We start from the raw sequence: 18286 nt of genomic DNA on the forward strand, positions 1-18286 counted from the left end.
AGAGGCTTTTTTTAGATAAAAATTTAAAATTAATAGAAACTTAAATAAAGATTAAAGCTTAAAACATCCATAAACAGATGTGTTTTAACTAAAAATTAAGATTTATTAAAATTAAAATGATCTATCCAAATAAATCTTTTTAATTTTTTTTTAAGAAATTATTAAGCATTTTATCATGTAATGTTATCTGTATGTTAACGCACAAGGAGTCTACTTCGGGATAATTTTGCGGTAGAATTTTGAAAGTATAAAAAATGAAAAAACTTATCTGTGCTGTAGCTTTACTCTCTTTTAGTTTAGCCTTTTCGCAGGAAACCAGTTCAAAAATTTTCGGAAGATTAAAAGGAACAACTTCCGAAATGACCATCAAAGTAATCCATATACCGACTAACAGCAGTTTCGAAACAAAAAGTAACAAAAACGGACAGTTCAGTCTGGACAATCTTCAACCCGGAGGACCTTATACCATTGAGGTAATGGATGGTGCAAATGTGGTTTATTCCAACAGCAATGTACAGCTTTCTTTAGGAAACAATGATCTTCCGGTGGTAGAAGTGGGAAGCAAAGAAAAGATTATCGATGAAGTAAAACTGACTTCCAAAAGAGCAACCGCTGCAAAATTCGGTGTCGGAATCAGTCAGGCACAGATCTCTGACCTTCCAAATATCAACAGAGGAATCCAGGATGTTACGAAGCTGATTCCCCAAAGTGCCAATAACTCCTTCAACGGAACAAATTTCCGCTATAACAACGTAACAATTGACGGTTCTATTAACAACGATGCGATCGGATTCAGCCCTTCTTTAGGCGGACAAACAGGAACTTCGGGAATGCCGGGAAGCAGCACGCGTTCGAATTCCATCAGTTTGGATGCTATTCAGGATGTGCAGGTTTACATCGCTCCTTACGATGTAAAATTAGGAAATTTTCTGGGCGGAAGTATTAATGCGGTTACCAGAAGCGGAAGCAATAATGTGGAAGGCTCTTTGTACATGTACGGAAGAAATGCAGCTATTACAGGAAATAACAGAGTGGGAGACAATTCTAAAATGCCAGGTTCTTTCGAAGATTTTATTTACGGAGGCAGAGTAGGATTACCGGTTGTGAAAGATAAACTTTTCTTATTCAGTAATATAGAATATACAAAAAGAACAGATCCTGTTTTCTATAACGCAGGAGATCAGGGAGCTCTGGTAAGTAATGATGTGGCTCAGCAAATTGCAGCTTTTGTTAAAAACAAATATGGCTTTGATGCCGGAAGTTTCAATAATTACAATAATTTTTCTGAAAGCGGAAAACTTTTCAATAAACTGGACTGGAAAATTAACGATAAACATACTTTATCCATTAAAAACAATACGGTATTTTCACAGGCTTCAAACCTTGAAAGAGACGGTGCAAACTTCCGTTTTTCAAGCATGGATTTTATTCAGAAAAATACGTCTTCTACCACAACTTTAGAGCTAAAAAGCCGTTTTAATGATAAATGGAATAACAACTTAGTTTTAGGATATTCTTCAATTCACGATTACAGAGATCCGACTTCTCAAAATGCCATGTTTCCACAGGTTGAAATTTCTTACAACGGAGGAACTATTTTATTAGGAAATGACAGGGAAGCAACGGTTTTTAATATGAAGCAGAAAACTTTTGAAATCACGGATAACTTAACGTACAAAACAGGTCATCACACGTTCTTATTAGGAACTCACAATGAATTGTACAACATCGATTACGGTTTTGTGAATGCTTTAAACGGAAGAATTTCTTATAAAAGTTTAAATGATTTTTATAATTCAAATCCTGCGAGAATCAGGGGAACGTATTCTTTAACAGGTCAAAACAGAGATGATTTGTTTAACAATCCTTATGCAAGCTATAAAGTCAATTTGTTATCAGCATATCTTCAGGATGAAATTAATTTAGGAAGATTAAGGTTAACTCCGGGAGTAAGAGTTGATTATACAGATTTACCTGATAAGCCGAGGCTAAGTCCTAAAGTAACCAGCTCTCCTGCAGATCCAAACTACGGAAATACATATACTTACACACCGCTAAGCCAGCTAACGAACAATTATCTGAACAAACCGACCATCTCGCCAAGATTAGGATTCAATTTAGATCTTACCCAAAACAGATCTTTAGTAATGAGAGGAGGTTCAGGAATTTTTGTGGGAAGAATTCCGTTTGCATGGCTGGGTTATGCTTATTATAATGACGGAGTTGGATTCGGAAGTTATGATTATAATTCGCCAACTGCCGCACAATTGGCAACAAACGGAGATCCTCTGGTAAGCTCAAATTTTCCGAAATGGCAGAATTCATCAAAAGTTCAGGTCGATTTAATTGATAATAACTTCAAAATGCCAAGAGTCTGGAGAAGTTCATTAGCTTTTGATTATACCGTTTCAGGATATAAATTTACATTAGAAGGAATTTACACAAAAGTTTTATATGATCTTAAATTCCAGCAGGTTAATAAAACGGATAACGTGACGTATTTCAGCTATGATACCAATCACGAAATGCCGGTCTACACAACAAACATCAACAGTAACTTCTCTAATGCTTATATGCTTTCCAATACAAAAGAAGGATACAGATACAATTTAACAGCCCAGCTTCAGAAATCTTATAATTTTGGCTTAAATTTCTTCGTTGCATATACGTATGGTGATGCGAAAGACATTACAAACGGGATCAGAAATTCTATGGAAAGTAACTGGCAAATGAACCAGTCTTTAACACCAAATGATCCCAAATTATCAACTTCTAATTTTGCAATTAAAAACAGAGTTGTTGCAAATGTAGGGTATACTTTGCCACTTTCTGAGTCGAACAGGTTATCGGCGAATGTTTATTTCAATGCACAATCCGGAAACCCTTTCTCTTGGGGATTTGTAAACAGTACCATTGCCAATACAGGACAGGCAGCAGGTTTAGCTTATATTTTCAAAGATGCAGCTGAAGCAACGAAATATATCGCTCCGATTAAAGACGGATCCGGAAATATTCTGGTTACTACAGCTCAGCAGGTTGCCGATTACGAGAAATTCATCAGCAGTAATACATATTTAAACAGCAGAAGAGGAAAATTCACAGAAAGAAACGGAGATTTCACTCCTTGGAATATTCAGGCTGACTTCAGAATAATGGATGAAATAAGATTAAGCGAAAAATCTAAAAATACGCTTCAGATCTCATTAAGTATCATCAATTTAACGAATTTGTTAAACAAAGACTGGGGAAAAGTTTATTTCGTACCAAATACATTCAACTCAACTGCAAGTGTAGGTTTAACGAAGGTCGGAAATATTGCCTCCGGACAGCCTTCTGCAGGAGATCCAACGTATAACTTCAGAACACCCGGGCTGCCTTACACCATCGATCAGTTTGCGTCGAGATTTCAGGCACAGCTGGGAATCCGTTATAATTTTTAACAGTATTTTCATTTCTTACATAATATAGACTTATTAGATTCTTTCAAGAAGAAGTCCGAAGTTTTTTTTTCGGGCTTCTTTTACTGTTAATATAACTAAGCATTTAGTTATATTTATTATATTTGCTGACTTTTAGAAACGAAAATAAAAATTAAATAAAGATGAAAAAGTTTATCACAACATTTTCTTTAGCGGCAGGACTTTTCCTTACGTCTAACATGGTAAGTGCACAGCAAAAAATCGGGCACGTAAATTCTGATGACATTTTTGCGAATCTTCCTGAAGCTAAAACAGCAGAAGGATCATTAGATACTTTCACAAAAACAAAGCAGGGTGAGATTGAAAAAATGATTACTTCTTACCAGACGAAACTAAAAGCAGCTCAGGATAAGGAAAAGACAATAAGTGAAGCAAATAAGGAAACTGTAATTAAGGAATTAACGGCAGCTCAGACAGAATTGCAGACTTTAGGTAAAGATATTGAATCTTCCAGAACAAAAGCTGCGCAGGAAATTTCTAAAAAACAGACCGAATTATTCGCTCCTATTCAGAAAAAGGTAAGCTCTATGATTGCTACTGTTGCGAAAGAAAAAGGATTGGCTTATGTTTTTGATATCGCACCTTCTCAGGGAAACAGTCAGGTTGCTTATATGGATGGAGGAGAAGATATTACTCCGACTGTAAAATCTAAACTTGGAGCTACAGCAACTGCTGCGAAACCTGCTTCTAAATAATTTTTCTGGAAAAATATTCATCTGAAAAATAAAAAAAGCTGGAAATTATAAATATTTAATTTCCAGCTTTTATTTCATTGTTCTACATCGATCTAATCGAGCGGCTTTCGGCCTGATATCAGATTATACAGTACCACGATAATGGCAATAACCAGTAAAACGTGAACCAGATATCCTGTACTCATTCCCGGAACGACTCCTAACATTCCTAAAAGCCATACCACAATACAAATGACTGCGACTAACCATAATATACTTCTCATAATTAAAAATTTTAAGTGATTTGATAAAGTAGATACACATATTATGCCTTTTTATTAAAAACAGCTTAAAAATATATACCACATATTATGAAAAGTGAATATTTTACTTCAAAAATAAAGGTGTAAATGAAATTTAATTCAGAACCCCAAAATGAATTAAAGCTTTTTCAATTCCATGATTGTCAACATCTTCTGTAATGTAGTCTGCAACTTCTTTTAAGCTGTCATTAGCATTTCCCATTGCAATGCCGATTTTTGTAAATTTTAACATAGAAATATCATTTCCGCCGTCTCCGAAAGACATGGTTTCTGAAACATCAATATTAAAATGTCTGCAGAAATTTTCAATTCCGGTCTGTTTACTGATGTTTCCGGGATTTACATCGGCAAAAAGCGGAGTCCATCTGGAAGATATGCTTTTCGGCATTACTTCTTTCATAAATGTGGCTTCAGCCTCCGGTTTCAGAAAAATATTAGCCTGAAGCACATTCTCAACATCAATATTTTCTTTATCATGAATGGGCGGAACAGGAATATTAATATGAGAATACATTCCCACCACTTCCGGCGTTGCATCATTTATTTCAACCTTATCTTCATACATTAAAGAATAGCTCAACGGAATATTTTTAGCATAATTAATCAGACTTTTGATGTCGGAAGGATCTATTGTATACCTGGAAATCAGTTTGTTGGATGTTGTGATACAGTATGCTCCGTTAAAAGTGATAAAGCCGTCAAACTTCAGATGATCGATATGATGCAGAGAATTGATTGATCTTCCCGTTGCTATAATTACTTTTATTCCTTTTTCTCTGAGTTTCTGAATTGCATTTTGAGTTGAAGAGGGTACTTTTCCTGTTTTAAAGCTTAATAAAGTTCCGTCTATGTCGAAAAATACCGCTTTAATGTTGTGATCTTGGGTGTTCATTGAAGTTTAATGATTTAATCGTTTAAGTTGTATAACAAAAATACAACAATATAATTTTGTTTTATGATGTCGTATTTTAATTAAAACTGAATTATTGCAGAATCTGTAAGGTATAATTCTTGTACAGTTTTTACCACACCAAAAAATAATATTATGAAAAATCAGGAAGAAATCGATCTTTTGAATGATCTCGTGCACATTACCAACGACAGAATAAAAGGTTTTGCTAAGGTGGAAGGTAAAATATGGGAAAGTTATCCGGACGTAAAATCAGAATATGCCAGAATGAATTCTCTTTCTAAGGTCATGAAAAATGAACTTATTGATCTCATCACAGAACATGGAGGAGAAGCGAACGATTCACCCTCTATCGCCGGAACGCTACACAGAACATGGATTGATATTAAAAATTCTTTTACCATTGGAAATACGGAAGAATCCACCATTGAAAACGTAATTTTCGGCGAAAAAGCAGCAATTGACGCTTACCAAAATGCAATCGACACCGGAAAACTAAGTGAAAAAAGCAGAGAAATCGTTTCAGAACAACTCAAGCATATTAAAGATTCTTATCATGAATTTAAAGGAATGAGCAATTACAAAAATTAATTGATCTTTTTAAAAGCATAAACTTTCCAAACCGGGAAGTTTTTTTAGTATAAAAATGTTGAAAAAAAAATTAGAATTGATAACTGACGGCTTTTTTTGGAGAATTCTGAGGATTAAAAATCACCAAAGATTGAATAAAATCATCTTTTTTTGATTGTTTTGGACAAATCTGACTTCTTTTATATTGAGTAGAATAGAGATAACAGAAGAGTTATTTATTATGATAAATTAATGATTATCAAAAAGATATAATTTCAATAAAAGTAAAATACATTCATTATTAAATACAGAATTAAGGCATCAAAGAAATTTAAGAAAATTTTCCATTAAATTCTTTTCTTATTATTAAAATTATTCATACATTAGTGATGTATAAAATACAGGTTTTATCATTTTATAGAATTTAGGGAATAAAATAATTAACAAAAAGTTTTATTTATTCATCTCTATATTTAATTCTGCTTTAAAATTAGGTACATGCCACTCTTGTAAAAGGGTGGTGTTTTTTTTGAGAAAGTACAAAAAAAGATACCGCTTTTTAAAGTCGAAGTAAATCTCATTATCACATTACTCGTCATTTAACAGGAACCGTAATTTAACATAATATTTCACAAAAAAATCATTCAGTTTCATGAAAATAGAGCAGTACTGAAAACCAGTACCAAGTTGCTCTATTTGGTTAAGTCTGGTTTTAATTAAAAATCTTCTGGGAAAATTCCTGTTGCATACTGCCACACTTCAACAATTTCATTCAAAGGAATTTCGTAAGGTTCGTAAAATGTATTATCTGCGGCAACTGTTAAAGAATTTTCATTTATAGATTTCAGACGTTTGTAAGTAATACCGTCGTTTAAAGTAATGAAAACGTAAGTATTACCGGATTTCAGATCATTAAGACCTTCCACATATTTTCCGATGATGTATGAACCGTTCTTAAAGGGAGGCATAGAATCTCCATCCGCAGGAAATGCCCGAAATTTTCCGTTTTTAAGAAACGGCAGAGAAATTCTCTGTAAACTTTCAATATAATCTGGGTCGCTGTAACCCGTTAAATAACCCATAGAAGCCTTCTGTGAAACAATTTCAATGCTTTCATTGCCGTTCTGATCTACCATTACAGGCAGAACAATGCGGTTATCAGGAAGTTTCAGCATATCTTCAAGTGCATGTTTTGTTAAATCTACAGACAGCAGCAGATCAATGCTAACGTTAAAAATTCTCGAAATTTTTATTAAAACATCAACCGGAGGTTTAGATTTTCCGTTTTCATAAGAACTGTATCTGGAAGCTGTGATCTGTATTTTTTGAGACAATTCGCGCTGGGTTTTTCCTAATTTGGCACGTAAAAGTCTGATATTTTCTGAAAAAATCGACATATAAAAAATTAAAGTGTAAAAATACACAAGTTTGTCCGAGAATCCTAAGTTTTAGGGCAGTTGTGGATAAATTCTTTTGAAAAAATATTTCGCTAGAGTCGGCTGTCAAACGTGAGATTAAAACTTTTAAAGAAAGTTTTGGATACAAATAATAAGGACGGATTTTGGATTAAGCATTATAGTAAGTTCTAATTTTAAAAAATCGGATCATGAAAAAAATATAGCGGATTTACCATTTCAATAAATTCCTAAAACACTTACAATTTAACATAATATAAATTATAGGATTTTTATTTATTCATCAAATAGAGTATTCTGAAATTATATTTTCTATTAATAAATTCTTTATTCATCGATATTCAGGCGTTTTAAAGCATTATTAAACAAAGCTCTACCTATGCTATCTGGATAATTTACAATGACAATTATGCGCATTAAAAAGGTATGCTTCTGTCTCGCGCATATTTTACATTTTATCTGATTTTGAGGATCTAAATAATCTTATAAACATAAACATCTTTTAGTATCGAAATCTAAAAATGAATAAATTTGATTTTGTATAAATTTGTATAACTACCAATCATAATATATGAATCCAAAAGTTGATTTCTTTTTTAATAAAGCCGGACAATGGCAGACAGAATTTGAAAAATTAAGGACAATTGCCTTGAAAACTGAGCTTACAGAAGATTTAAAATGGGGCTGTCCGTGTTATACATATGAAGGAAAAAATATTTTCCTGATTCATGGTTTTAAAGAATATTGTGCACTCCTCTTTTTCAAAGGTGCTTTGATGAAGGATGCTGAAAATATTTTGATTCAACAGACTGAAAATGTACAGGCTGCAAGACAGATTCGCTTTACAAACCTGCAACAGATCATTGATTTAGAGCATGTTTTAAACGATTATATATTCGAAGCGGTGGAAATTGAAGAATCCGGAGTGAAGGTTGAAATGAAAAGGACAAATGAATTCAGCGTACCTGAAGAATTTGCTCAAAAACTAAATGAAAATCCGGAACTTCAGAAAGCTTTTGAAGCATTAACTCCGGGAAGACAACGGGCATATCTACTCTATTTTTCCTCAGCAAAACAACCAAAAACCAGAATATCCAGAATTGAAAAATACATTCCGGAAATTCTTAACGGAAAAGGTTTAAATGATTAAATTTTTAAATAAGGCTTTTAGGGTAAAACTTTATTGTTTAGAAATTAACAATAAATCATTATTTCAATAAAATTTAAAATTAAAGTAGCTCGGAAATTAGTATTTTAGTAAGATCAATAATTTATTATAAAATGATAAGGTTATGAAAAAAATCCTTTTAATAGGCTCGTTATCGGTTATATTGCTTAACTGCAACAAAAAACCGGAAGCTCCGGCTGCTAATGAAGTTTCTGCGGATACCGCTGCGACAACAGAAAAGATTACGGATACACTGGGTGCAAAATCATTCTGTTACATGGGAGTTACCGGAAAAGATACCGTTTTTGTAAGCATTGACGATAATCTGGGAACCATCACCGGAAAAATGGCGACCAAAAACAGCGAAAAAGACAGCAATAAAGGTACTTTAAGCGGAATTAAATCTGGAGATACGCTTAAACTGACGTATGAATTTGCTTCTGAAGGGGTTTCAGGAAATAAAAACGACATCTATTTTATACAGACCAAAGACGGCTTAATGGAAGGAATCGGCGAACGGGATGCTGAAACCGGAACAAAATACGCCAGTGAAAAAAAGATAAAATATGAAGGTGGCAGAAACCTTAAAACCGCTGATTGCAATACGGTTACAAAGGCTTTAGAATAAGAAGTCTGCAATAATATAAATGCAACCAAAATCGGTTGCATTTTTTTATAATTCTTTGTTAATAATTTCAATAAAACTGTTTACGGCTTCATCATCTGTATTCCAGGAAGTGATGAGTCGGACAGCGGAAAAATGGTCATCGATTTTCTTCCAGACATAAAATTCAAACTTTTCAGATAATTTTTCAATTAGATCATGGCTCAGAATCGGGAAAATCTGATTGGTGTATGTATCAGATAAAAACTGTACTCCCCTTTCTTTCATCGCATTTTTCATCTTCATCGCCTGCGAATTGGCGTGCTTTGCCAGATCAAAGTACAGATCATTTTTCATCAGTTCCAAAAACTGAATTCCCAGAAGTCTTCCTTTGGCAAGCAACGCTCCTTTCTGTTTGATATTGAATGCAAAATCCTGCTGTAAATCTTTATTGTTGATGACAATTGCTTCCCCGATTAAAGCTCCGTTTTTGGTTCCCCCCAGATAAAAAATATCAGTCAGCTCTGCCACTTTTTCCAGCGTAAGATCGCTGATTTCGGAGGTTAAACCGTGTCCCATTCTCGCACCGTCCATGAAAAGATAAAGACCTTTTTCTTTACAGAATGTAGAAAGTTCTTCCAATTCTTTTAAGGTATAAATCGTTCCCAACTCTGTAGAATTCGATATATAAACCATCTTTGGCATTACCTGATGCGGAACGTTTCTATGATTCTCAAGAACCGGAATAATGTCTTCCGGAGTTAATTTTCCGTCTGCTTTTTCAATGCTCAGAATTTTATGTCCCGTTGCTTCAATTGCTCCGGTCTCATTGTTAAGAATATGTCCTGTCGATGCAGAAACTGCACATTGATAAGGTCTTAAAACCGAAGAAATAACGATAAGATTTGCCTGCGTTCCGCCCGAAACAAAATAGATCTCAGAATCCGGACCTGCGATTTTTTCTTTTATCAGTGCTTTTGCTTCTAAAGAATACAGGTCTTCTCCGTAACCGGCTTGCTGATCGAGATTATGCTCTGTAAGAGCTTTTAAAATATTGGGATGACAACCTTCTGAATAGTCGTTTTTGAATGAAAATTTCATAGAGTAAAATTAAAAAAGTTCGCCGAAAGTGCCTAATTTATTCATAATATTTTGTTAGATTTGTACAGAATATCATCTAACATTTTGAAAAATACATTAACAGAAGAGAATTATCTGAAAGCTTTGTTTCATCTGGTTGACCATGAGGGAAAAGTGACGATTAACGAACTGAGCAAATTTCTGAACGTAAAAATGCCCAGCGTTAACAATATGATGAAGAAATTTGCAGACAAAAGCTGGGTAATTTACGAAACTTACAAACCGCTGATTGTTACAGATAAAGGTCGTCGGGAAGCTTCTCTGGTTGTAAGAAAACACCGTCTTACAGAAATGTTTCTGGTGAAAAAAATGAATTTTGGCTGGGAAAATGTTCATGAGATAGCGGAACAGCTGGAACACGTCCACTCTACCGTTTTCTTTGACAAAATGGACGAAATCCTGGATTATCCGAAATTCGATCCTCACGGAGAACCTATTCCCGATAAAGACGGAAATATTATTGCGCAGGATTTGCAAAAGCTAAGTAACTGTGAAGTTGGTGAAACGGTTGTTTTTGCATCGGTTACACTTTCTGATGATGCTTTCTTAAATTACCTCACGGAAAGAAATTTGCTTCTGAATAAAAAAATCAAAATTATTAAAATTGAAAGTTTTGACAGATCCGTAACCATCGAAATTGAAGGAAAACAAGAAGTTTTAAGCAAAAAAGCAACGGAAAAAATATTGGTGAAGAAATAATTTTTCACCAGTAAATAAATGCTTTGAAAAGTTCATTTTGATGATTTTAAGTGTTTCTCTAAGCTTGTCGAAGAAGATAAATATTATTTTACCTGAGTTCAGGATAAGTCTTCTTAAATGCAAGGTTAAACAAAGAGATTCAATTATCAGGAATTCAGCTTTTAAGATATACAAAGGCGTAAAACTTATCAAAGTAATTCCATTTTTGTCTTTTTTAAATAAACGAAGTGCCTTTGTTTAGCTTACCAACTTTCAATAATTAAAACAAATCTTTGTTTTCCTTTGCGATAAATTAATATAATAAACTTGTTTAAACTAAAACCGCAAAAGGGACAAAAGATAATGTTAAAGCGAATTTCCAGAATAATCAAAGCGCTCAAAAGAATAAAAATCAAAGATTTTTAAAAACTATTGTGAGCTTTTTCATTGATAATGATCAACTTTAAATAAAAAAGTTAGTAGATCTTTTGTGGCTTTTGCGGTTAAATAAAAGTTTAAACAGACTTAATATTATAAATCAATTATTTAAATTTATTTTCTTATTCCGAACTGAGGTTATTATTTTAAACTATTCTTCAGAATCTCAGAAACCTTTTCAATCTCCTCCAAAGTATTGAAATAATGTGGTGATAATCTCACGATTCCGTTGATATTTTTTTTCGTAAAATCAATTAACGCTGAATTCTTATACGTTACGGAAAAGAAGACATTATTTTCTTTCAAAACTCTTTGAATATTTTCCAGATCTCCATCCGGACCGGAAAATGTAACAATGCTGCTCAGATGATTTCCCCAATCCCAAACTTTAAAGCCGCTGTCTTTGAGTCTGTTTCGTAATTCTTCAGATAAAATCTTATTGTATGCTTCAATATTATCCAATCCGATATTGTTGGCATATTGTATGGCGTGTTTAACTCCTAATAAAGAAGCATAGGAAATTTCCCAGTGCTCAAATCTTTTGGCTGTTTTAAACAATTCATAATCATTGTATTCCGTCCAGTTCGCTCCTCTCATATCCAACAGCAAAGGTGCGTAATTCTGTTCCAAAACTTTATCCGAAACATATAAAAACCCTGTTCCTCTCGGTCCGCGCAAAAATTTTCTTCCTGTTGCCGTCAGAAAATCGCAGCCTATTTTTTCGACATCAACCACCATTTGACCGACAGACTGACAGGCATCAACCAAATACAAAATATTATATCTTTTACAGATTTTGCCGACTCCTTCAACATTCTGAATCAGTCCCGAATTGGTGGGAATATGCGTAACGGCAACTAATTTCGGGCTGTATTTTCTGATCAGATTTTCAAGATCTTCAAGATCAATCTCATTGTCGGAAAGATTTCTTGTTCTGATGATTTTGATATTTAACTTTTTCTGAAGCGAAATAAAGGTAATCTGATTGGAAATATAATCATCAACCGTTGTGATAATGACATTATTTTCTTTAAAAACAATGCTTGATAATGCCTTTGCAAAGGCTTCTGTCGCACTTGTTGCAAAGGCGATATTGGAAGGTTTACAGTTAATCAGTTTTGCGGTTTCGTTATAAAATTCGTCTAATAATTCAGCATTTCTGTTGGCTACTTCATATCCTCCGAATTGTTCTTCCTGCTTTAAATAATCAATCATTGAGTCCACGACGATTGAAGGCATTAATGAAGATCCGGCATTATTCATGAAAATTTTTCCGTCCGAAAGACCTCTTATATCTTCTCTTATTTTAGCTGCATTCATTTTTTATTACTTTTTAATTCTGACGAAAGAATAATCATTTTCAATAATTTGATTTCCAAAGAAATTTAACGTCTGACAATTTTACACAAAAAATCCCGAATTTATCATATCGGGATTTGTATTTTTAAATATGTTTCGGCATTAATCCAACACGCTCCACCCTCGTTTCGGGTTATTATTATTGGACACTTCCTGCTCGTTAACGATAATATTTTCTTTTCTCTGACCAATGTAATCCAGTTCACTCAGTTTGGCAAAGATCGTTTCGAGACTTCGCAGCATCTGCTGAATGTAAAGGAACGGTTCTCCGCAATTGTGGTGATCGTAGTTGGTTTCGGCAACTATTGATAGCTGATTAAGTAAGGTATGAGGAGCAATTTCACTCCATTCAAGGCTGTAATTCAGCATTTCTTCCAATTCTGCAGGAACCAGAACCTGAGTTGCATTATACAGTCGGAGCGCGAGTTTTGCAAATGATTCAATTAAAAATACAGGCGGCTGATAAGGCGTAATATTTCTGAACTGAAAATACATATCTCCGAAAGTATCGATCATGGTATTGCACAGGAATTTTACATTTTGTGCCAATGCCGTATTCTGATTTTTATGAGATGCTTTCTGAATAATTTTAAAAGCATACTGCTGTAAATTCCCAATAGATTTTGCAAAATTGTTATAATAATCCAGCAAGGCAGGATGACTCTGAATTGATGTGCATGGCGGAATAAAGTTAGAATCCACCTGCGCGATATTTCCTTTTAAATCTACTTTCCCGATGATTAAATAATTTCCTCCCGAATAACTGCTGTTCAGGGATGTTACGGGAAGCAGTTCGATATGGTGATTCGATTGTGCATTCGGATGACGGGGCGGAATTTCCTCCGGATCGATATCTCCAAAAGGAACTTTATCAAAAGGATTCACCGAAATCAGGATGTAATATTCTCCGTCTGCCTGTTCCTCATGCATGGATTTTGCCAGAGATTTTACGCTCACTCTCCTGTCGTTCAGTTCAATTCTGTAACCCGCCATCGTAACTGCGCTGCAATGTTTGATAACCAACTGAACATCATTGGTTGCGGTATTATGAACATCAAAAATAGTTCGGTCGGTAAAATTATTCGAGATCGGTAAAAGTCCGTAATTATAGGTCGTGATTCCTAAAGAATTGGAATCTCGGATGGTATCGATTAAAAAATTATCCTGATCATTAAGATGTCTCTGGGAAACCTTCATCCCGTCAACCCAATTAATGGCAAAATGCTTTATAGGCTGTATCATATTCAATATTTTAGATGGTGTTTTGCTGTGGTTTTCTTACGCCTTCTTCTTCATGCTGGATCACTCTTTTGCAGATCACGACGTCGTTTTCAGAAATTCTGTTTTCTGTAATATCCTGATCGAAATCAATGTATTTTCTGAAGCTGAAGAATGATTTTTTGGTATAAAAGATCCAGTAATACGATTCTCTGGTTTCATCCGTAAGATGAATAACAGAATTGGGATTTTTGTGGTTATAATCGTCCACAACTCTGTAAAACCAGTCCCCGAAAGTAATTCCGGTAGGTAAAGTTTTCGCTTTAATTCTGAATCTGTTGGAATCCTCAAGATTTTTGCTTAATTCTACATTCAAAACCATTAATCTGTCGAAATCAGCCCCTTCAAAATCCGGAAGTTTCTGTTCCGGAGAATACCTCCATGTTTTATAAATATCCACCGGAATGCTGATTAACTGGACATAACAGTAATGAAAAACAAGAGGAACAATAAATATGAAAATACTCGTTGCTGCCATAATCGGATAACCGGTTCCACGACTCATCCAGCCGAAAATCAGGTAAAAAAGATACCCTCCGAATCCGATACACGTTAAAGAAAGAATCGATTCAAACAAAATACTTTTTGTGGTAGAACTGAAATGTTTTTTGAAATATCGGTCTGATAAATTAACATGAATAATCCCTAAGATAAGATAAATGATCTGGGCAATTAAATACCAGTAAGGATTGAATAAATTTCCTGCAAACCCGAAAATACCCGGAATGGCAAGGCATAAACTGCACAGCAGAACATAGATGATAATGGTTTTGATCTTAATTGCGGGTTTGTTTTTTCTGATGATTCCTAAAATGACCATCATAATAACCGCAAATAAAGGCATAAGAATATACCTTAAAAAGATTCCTTTTACTGAAGAAATTTCCATTTGTCTTTTTTCGAATTAATATTTTTCTTGGTGATTGTAAATATAGTTAAAAAAATTCACAGAAAGGTAGAGTAACCGAGCCGGTTTGCATTTCTATCATCATCTTCCAGTGCAAAAGAATAATCCTGTTTTTCTGTGATGAAATTTTCTTCCACATCCACACTTACAGGCAGGAAATAATCATACATTGCCTGCAATATTTTCCGGAACGGACTTCCGTCTATATATTTTTTCATTTCGGTGTAAGGAATTGGTCCGATGTTTATTACCCAGTTTCTCTGTCCGTCCATATGTTTTCCGCTCGGAATATAAGTAACTCCCAATCTGGAATTTCCCAGCAGCATAGAATCGTCTTCCTCTTCCACTCCGTCAATAATATTAGGGGCAAAAGTTACTTTTACAGGAGTCTGTAAAAATGCGGTCATGCAGCGTTCAAACCAGGATTTATTTCCTCTGATCTGATGAAAGAAAGGTAAAATGTAAATAAAAATACAGGCGTTTTTCTTGTCTAACTGATTAATCAAAGGCCAAAGCTCACTTACGGTTTCCAGAAGAGTATCTGTATCGCTGGAAATGTCAAAGTCAAATTCTTTCAGTAAAGCACTGATCTCCGTAAAAAATATTTCCAGCTCAAAAGGTTTGAAAAACTTTCGGGCATCCTCTTCCACTCTTTTCTGTTTGCGGATTTCGCGGACAACGGTGTCTACATTTTTTCGGGAAGCGCCTAAAGAAGGCGGATGAAAAAGTCCTTCGGGAAGATAATCATAAATCCCTTCCCGATAGGTTTCTATGGTAAAAACTTCTTCGTCAAAACCCAGATAATCGCTAGAAATACTTTTAATATCCTTTAAATAAGCACGGTCATTAATCCCGATCCTGTCGATAAAAATATTGCTTACCGCTCTGTGGTATTTTAAAAGATTAACAGCCACAGCTTCCGCTTTGAAGTCGGTCTGCAGCTTATTGTATTGCATATCTACAATATTATTCTCATACATGGTTTTTCCTGTGATTTGGCTTGTAAAAATAGTATATCTCGAATTATTGAAAAAATATTCTTCCACTAAATTCATACTAAATATACTAAATTTTCAGAATTTAAAAGAATAATATGAATCTTAAATGCGAAATTTATGAAAATTAGAACATCTAAACAGGCTTTAAAATCCGAAATAATATTAGATTATGTTTAAGATTACGTTAATTTTTAAATTCCTTATAGTAAGGCTTAACCTAAACCTTAAATTAACCGTATCTTTGACCCCTGAAAATGTTATTTTACAATGAAAAGTATTTATTCTAAAATGCTGGTTTTAGCATTCATCGCATCTTCGCTTTATTCTTATGCGTGGGGATTAACGGGACACAGAATTATTGCAGAGATCGCAGAAAATCACCTTTCCGGAAAGGCAAAAAGAGAGATCAGAAAAATGATGGGGAGAGAACGTCTTGCGTACTGGGCAAACTGGCCGGATTTCATTAAATCTGATACTACAGGAGTCTGGAAGGAAACTTCAGCGTGGCATTATGTAAACATCGATCCGCAGACGGATTTTAAAGTATTTGAAGAAAAATTGAAAGCTCAGGCGGGACCAAGTTTATACACCCAGATCAAAACATTATCCAGCCAGATCAAAGACGAAAAAACGTCTGAGAAAGACAGAAAAATCGCTTTAATTTTCCTGATTCACATGATGGGAGATCTTTCGCAGCCTTTACACGTAGGAAGAGCAGAAGATTTGGGAGGAAACAAAATTAATGTGACATATTTCGGAGATAAATCCAATTTGCACTCTGTCTGGGACGGAAAATTAGTAGATTCTCAGAAATACAGCTACACAGAATATGCAAAATTGCTGGACATCAAGTCTGATGATGAAGTAAAACAGATCCAGACCGGAACTTTAGAAGACTGGTTGTACGATTCTCACAAAATTGCCAACAGAATCTACGCACAGACGCCGAATGATTCTAAACTGTCTTACGATTATCAGTACAAATTTAATGATACAATGGAAAGACAGCTTTTGTACGGAGGTCTGAGACTGGCAAAATTGTTGAATGACCTTTTTTAAAGTGAATTGTCAATGGAGAATTTTAAAAGTCAATTTATTTTCACCTTTAAATAATAGAGCGGAACTTTTGTTTCGCTTTTTTTATTTTAAATAACAAATATTAACAATACTTGTCATGCTGAAAGCATCTAGAAAAGTATATTGAAAGATTTGTTTCTTGGTAAGATTTGAACATACATTGCGAACGCAAAAAACCTTTATGCAAAAAGTTTTTAAAATTTATTGAACCTCTAAAAGCCCTAAAATCGCTGTTCTGTGAAGTGAGAGCGATAATTTACAACTATTTTTTCAAATTAAGTTTAATTAAATGAAAATATTTTGTAACCGGTGTAACCTTTTTGCTGTTTCATACGTATAATATAATAGAAACTCTTTTTTGAGGATAAAATAGATGAGACAATTAAAAATCACTAAGCAGGTAACCAACAGGGAAACTGCTTCATTAGACAAGTATTTGCAGGAAATTGGTAAGGTAGAACTAATTACTGCGGACGAAGAGGTAGATTTGGCACAGAGAATCCGTGCAGGCGACAGAGCAGCATTAGAAAAATTAATTAAAGCCAACCTTCGTTTCGTGGTATCCGTTTCTAAACAGTACCAAAATCAAGGTCTTTCTTTACCCGATTTGATTAATGAAGGTAACTTAGGACTCATGAAGGCGGCAAAAAGGTATGATGAAACTAGAGGTTTCAAATTCATCTCTTACGCGGTTTGGTGGATTCGTCAGTCGATCTTACAGGCTTTGGCAGAACAGTCGAGAATTGTAAGATTGCCGTTAAATAAGATCGGTTCCATCAATAAAATCAACAAAGCTTACGCTCACCTTGAGCAGGAAAACGAAAGACCACCTTCTCCGGAAGAATTGGCGGAAGTTCTTGACATGAGCGAGGAAGATATCAAAGAATCGATGAAAAACTCCGGAAGACACCTGTCGATGGATGCACCTTTGGTAGAAGGTGAAGATTCTAATCTTTATGACGTATTGCGTTCAGGAGAATCTCCAAGTCCGGATAAAGACTTAATGCTTGAATCTCTTCAAATTGAGATCGAAAGAGCATTGAATACTTTAACTCCGAGAGAGGCTGATTTGGTAAGATTATACTTCGGACTGAACGGAAAACATCCGATGACTTTAGAAGAAATCGGGGAAACTTTCGATCTTACAAGAGAGAGAGTTCGTCAGATCAAAGAAAAAGCGATCAAGAGATTGAAGCATAACACCAGAAGTAAGATCTTAAAATCTTATTTAGGGAAGTAATTTTTAACGAAACAATATTACGCGGAGC

General features: G+C 34.5%; 16 protein-coding genes. 8 read left to right on the top strand and 8 right to left on the bottom strand.

Going from position 1 to position 18286, the window contains the following annotated elements; translation table 11 throughout:
* Window positions 1-254 precede the first annotated feature (254 nt).
* Window positions 255-3440 carry a TonB-dependent receptor gene (locus WFH39_RS04295; RefSeq protein WP_336688944.1) on the top strand — a complete coding sequence of 1062 codons (3186 nt, stop codon included), beginning with the start codon at window positions 255-257 and terminating at the stop codon, window positions 3438-3440.
* Window positions 3441-3601: 161 nt separating this feature from the next.
* Entirely contained in the window at window positions 3602-4174 is a 573-nt protein-coding gene (locus WFH39_RS04300; RefSeq protein ID WP_214589778.1) for an OmpH family outer membrane protein, read from the top strand.
* Window positions 4175-4266: 92 nt separating this feature from the next.
* Here the strand turns inward: WFH39_RS04300 and WFH39_RS04305 are convergent, their stop codons facing one another.
* Both WFH39_RS04305 and WFH39_RS04310 read right to left on the bottom strand, forming a co-directional pair.
* Window positions 4267-4437 (bottom strand): lmo0937 family membrane protein, encoded by a 171-nt coding sequence (locus tag WFH39_RS04305; protein ID WP_214589777.1) that lies wholly within the window; start codon window positions 4435-4437, stop codon window positions 4267-4269.
* A 133-nt stretch (window positions 4438-4570) separates the two neighbouring features.
* Window positions 4571-5368, bottom strand: a complete 798-nt coding sequence (locus WFH39_RS04310; RefSeq protein WP_235130777.1) for a Cof-type HAD-IIB family hydrolase — start codon at window positions 5366-5368, stop codon at window positions 4571-4573.
* A gap of 153 nt (window positions 5369-5521) precedes the next feature.
* Between WFH39_RS04310 and WFH39_RS04315 the strand changes: the two genes are divergently transcribed.
* Entirely contained in the window at window positions 5522-5977 is a 456-nt protein-coding gene (locus WFH39_RS04315; RefSeq protein WP_214589775.1) for a PA2169 family four-helix-bundle protein, read from the top strand.
* Window positions 5978-6672: 695 nt separating this feature from the next.
* On the opposite strand, the gene WFH39_RS04320 is transcribed toward WFH39_RS04315, so the two are convergent.
* Window positions 6673-7353: an XRE family transcriptional regulator gene (locus tag WFH39_RS04320; RefSeq protein WP_336688945.1), complete on the bottom strand. Its 681-nt coding sequence runs from the start codon at window positions 7351-7353 to the stop codon at window positions 6673-6675.
* 589 nt (window positions 7354-7942) lie between these two features.
* Here WFH39_RS04320 and WFH39_RS04325 point away from each other — a divergent pair.
* Window positions 7943-8521, top strand: a complete 579-nt coding sequence (locus WFH39_RS04325; RefSeq protein ID WP_336688946.1) for a YdeI/OmpD-associated family protein — start codon at window positions 7943-7945, stop codon at window positions 8519-8521.
* A 142-nt stretch (window positions 8522-8663) separates the two neighbouring features.
* Window positions 8664-9167, top strand: coding sequence for a hypothetical protein (locus WFH39_RS04330; protein ID WP_336688947.1), 504 nt, complete (start codon window positions 8664-8666; stop codon window positions 9165-9167).
* 45 nt (window positions 9168-9212) lie between these two features.
* Here the strand turns inward: WFH39_RS04330 and WFH39_RS04335 are convergent, their stop codons facing one another.
* Window positions 9213-10244, bottom strand: coding sequence for a threonine aldolase family protein (locus tag WFH39_RS04335; protein ID WP_336688949.1), 1032 nt, complete (start codon window positions 10242-10244; stop codon window positions 9213-9215).
* Between the two features lie 84 nt (window positions 10245-10328).
* Here WFH39_RS04335 and WFH39_RS04340 point away from each other — a divergent pair, with 84 nt between their 5' ends.
* Window positions 10329-10982: a metal-dependent transcriptional regulator gene (locus WFH39_RS04340; RefSeq protein ID WP_108410401.1), complete on the top strand. Its 654-nt coding sequence runs from the start codon at window positions 10329-10331 to the stop codon at window positions 10980-10982.
* A 558-nt stretch (window positions 10983-11540) separates the two neighbouring features.
* Here the strand turns inward: WFH39_RS04340 and WFH39_RS04345 are convergent.
* From WFH39_RS04345 to WFH39_RS04360, 4 genes are all read right to left on the bottom strand, one after another.
* On the bottom strand, window positions 11541-12719 hold the full coding sequence (locus WFH39_RS04345; RefSeq protein WP_336688950.1) for an aminotransferase class V-fold PLP-dependent enzyme: 1179 nt from the start codon (window positions 12717-12719) through the stop codon (window positions 11541-11543).
* Between the two features lie 141 nt (window positions 12720-12860).
* Window positions 12861-14000: a hypothetical protein gene (locus tag WFH39_RS04350; protein ID WP_336688951.1), complete on the bottom strand. Its 1140-nt coding sequence runs from the start codon at window positions 13998-14000 to the stop codon at window positions 12861-12863.
* A 10-nt stretch (window positions 14001-14010) separates the two neighbouring features.
* Window positions 14011-14925, bottom strand: a complete 915-nt coding sequence (locus WFH39_RS04355) for a TssN family type VI secretion system protein (protein ID WP_087710225.1) — start codon at window positions 14923-14925, stop codon at window positions 14011-14013.
* Between the two features lie 56 nt (window positions 14926-14981).
* Complete coding sequence (locus WFH39_RS04360) at window positions 14982-15998, bottom strand: type VI secretion system baseplate subunit TssG (RefSeq protein WP_336688952.1); 1017 nt, start codon at window positions 15996-15998, stop codon at window positions 14982-14984.
* A gap of 210 nt (window positions 15999-16208) precedes the next feature.
* On the opposite strand from WFH39_RS04360, the gene WFH39_RS04365 reads away from it, so the two are divergent.
* Both WFH39_RS04365 and WFH39_RS04370 read left to right on the top strand, forming a co-directional pair.
* Window positions 16209-17000: a S1/P1 nuclease gene (locus WFH39_RS04365; protein WP_336688953.1), complete on the top strand. Its 792-nt coding sequence runs from the start codon at window positions 16209-16211 to the stop codon at window positions 16998-17000.
* Between the two features lie 391 nt (window positions 17001-17391).
* Window positions 17392-18258, top strand: coding sequence for a sigma-70 family RNA polymerase sigma factor (locus tag WFH39_RS04370; protein ID WP_027385416.1), 867 nt, complete (start codon window positions 17392-17394; stop codon window positions 18256-18258).
* Window positions 18259-18286: the final 28 nt, after the last annotated feature.

The organism is Chryseobacterium sp. MMO-72, from assembly GCF_037146035.1.
In the GTDB taxonomy this organism is placed as follows: domain Bacteria; phylum Bacteroidota; class Bacteroidia; order Flavobacteriales; family Weeksellaceae; genus Chryseobacterium; species Chryseobacterium indicum.

Coding starts and splice junctions, on each gene's coding strand:
- WFH39_RS04295 (WP_336688944.1), top strand. CDS start 255: ATGAAAAAACTTATCTGTGCTGTAGCTTTACTCTCTTTTAGTTTAGCC.
- WFH39_RS04300 (WP_214589778.1), top strand. CDS start 3,602: ATGAAAAAGTTTATCACAACATTTTCTTTAGCGGCAGGACTTTTCCTT.
- WFH39_RS04305 (WP_214589777.1), bottom strand. CDS start 4,437: ATGAGAAGTATATTATGGTTAGTCGCAGTCATTTGTATTGTGGTATGG.
- WFH39_RS04310 (WP_235130777.1), bottom strand. CDS start 5,368: ATGAACACCCAAGATCACAACATTAAAGCGGTATTTTTCGACATAGAC.
- WFH39_RS04315 (WP_214589775.1), top strand. CDS start 5,522: ATGAAAAATCAGGAAGAAATCGATCTTTTGAATGATCTCGTGCACATT.
- WFH39_RS04320 (WP_336688945.1), bottom strand. CDS start 7,353: ATGTCGATTTTTTCAGAAAATATCAGACTTTTACGTGCCAAATTAGGA.
- WFH39_RS04325 (WP_336688946.1), top strand. CDS start 7,943: ATGAATCCAAAAGTTGATTTCTTTTTTAATAAAGCCGGACAATGGCAG.
- WFH39_RS04330 (WP_336688947.1), top strand. CDS start 8,664: ATGAAAAAAATCCTTTTAATAGGCTCGTTATCGGTTATATTGCTTAAC.
- WFH39_RS04335 (WP_336688949.1), bottom strand. CDS start 10,244: ATGAAATTTTCATTCAAAAACGACTATTCAGAAGGTTGTCATCCCAAT.
- WFH39_RS04345 (WP_336688950.1), bottom strand. CDS start 12,719: ATGAATGCAGCTAAAATAAGAGAAGATATAAGAGGTCTTTCGGACGGA.
- WFH39_RS04350 (WP_336688951.1), bottom strand. CDS start 14,000: ATGATACAGCCTATAAAGCATTTTGCCATTAATTGGGTTGACGGGATG.
- WFH39_RS04355 (WP_087710225.1), bottom strand. CDS start 14,925: ATGGAAATTTCTTCAGTAAAAGGAATCTTTTTAAGGTATATTCTTATG.
- WFH39_RS04360 (WP_336688952.1), bottom strand. CDS start 15,998: ATGAATTTAGTGGAAGAATATTTTTTCAATAATTCGAGATATACTATT.
- WFH39_RS04365 (WP_336688953.1), top strand. CDS start 16,209: ATGAAAAGTATTTATTCTAAAATGCTGGTTTTAGCATTCATCGCATCT.
- WFH39_RS04370 (WP_027385416.1), top strand. CDS start 17,392: ATGAGACAATTAAAAATCACTAAGCAGGTAACCAACAGGGAAACTGCT.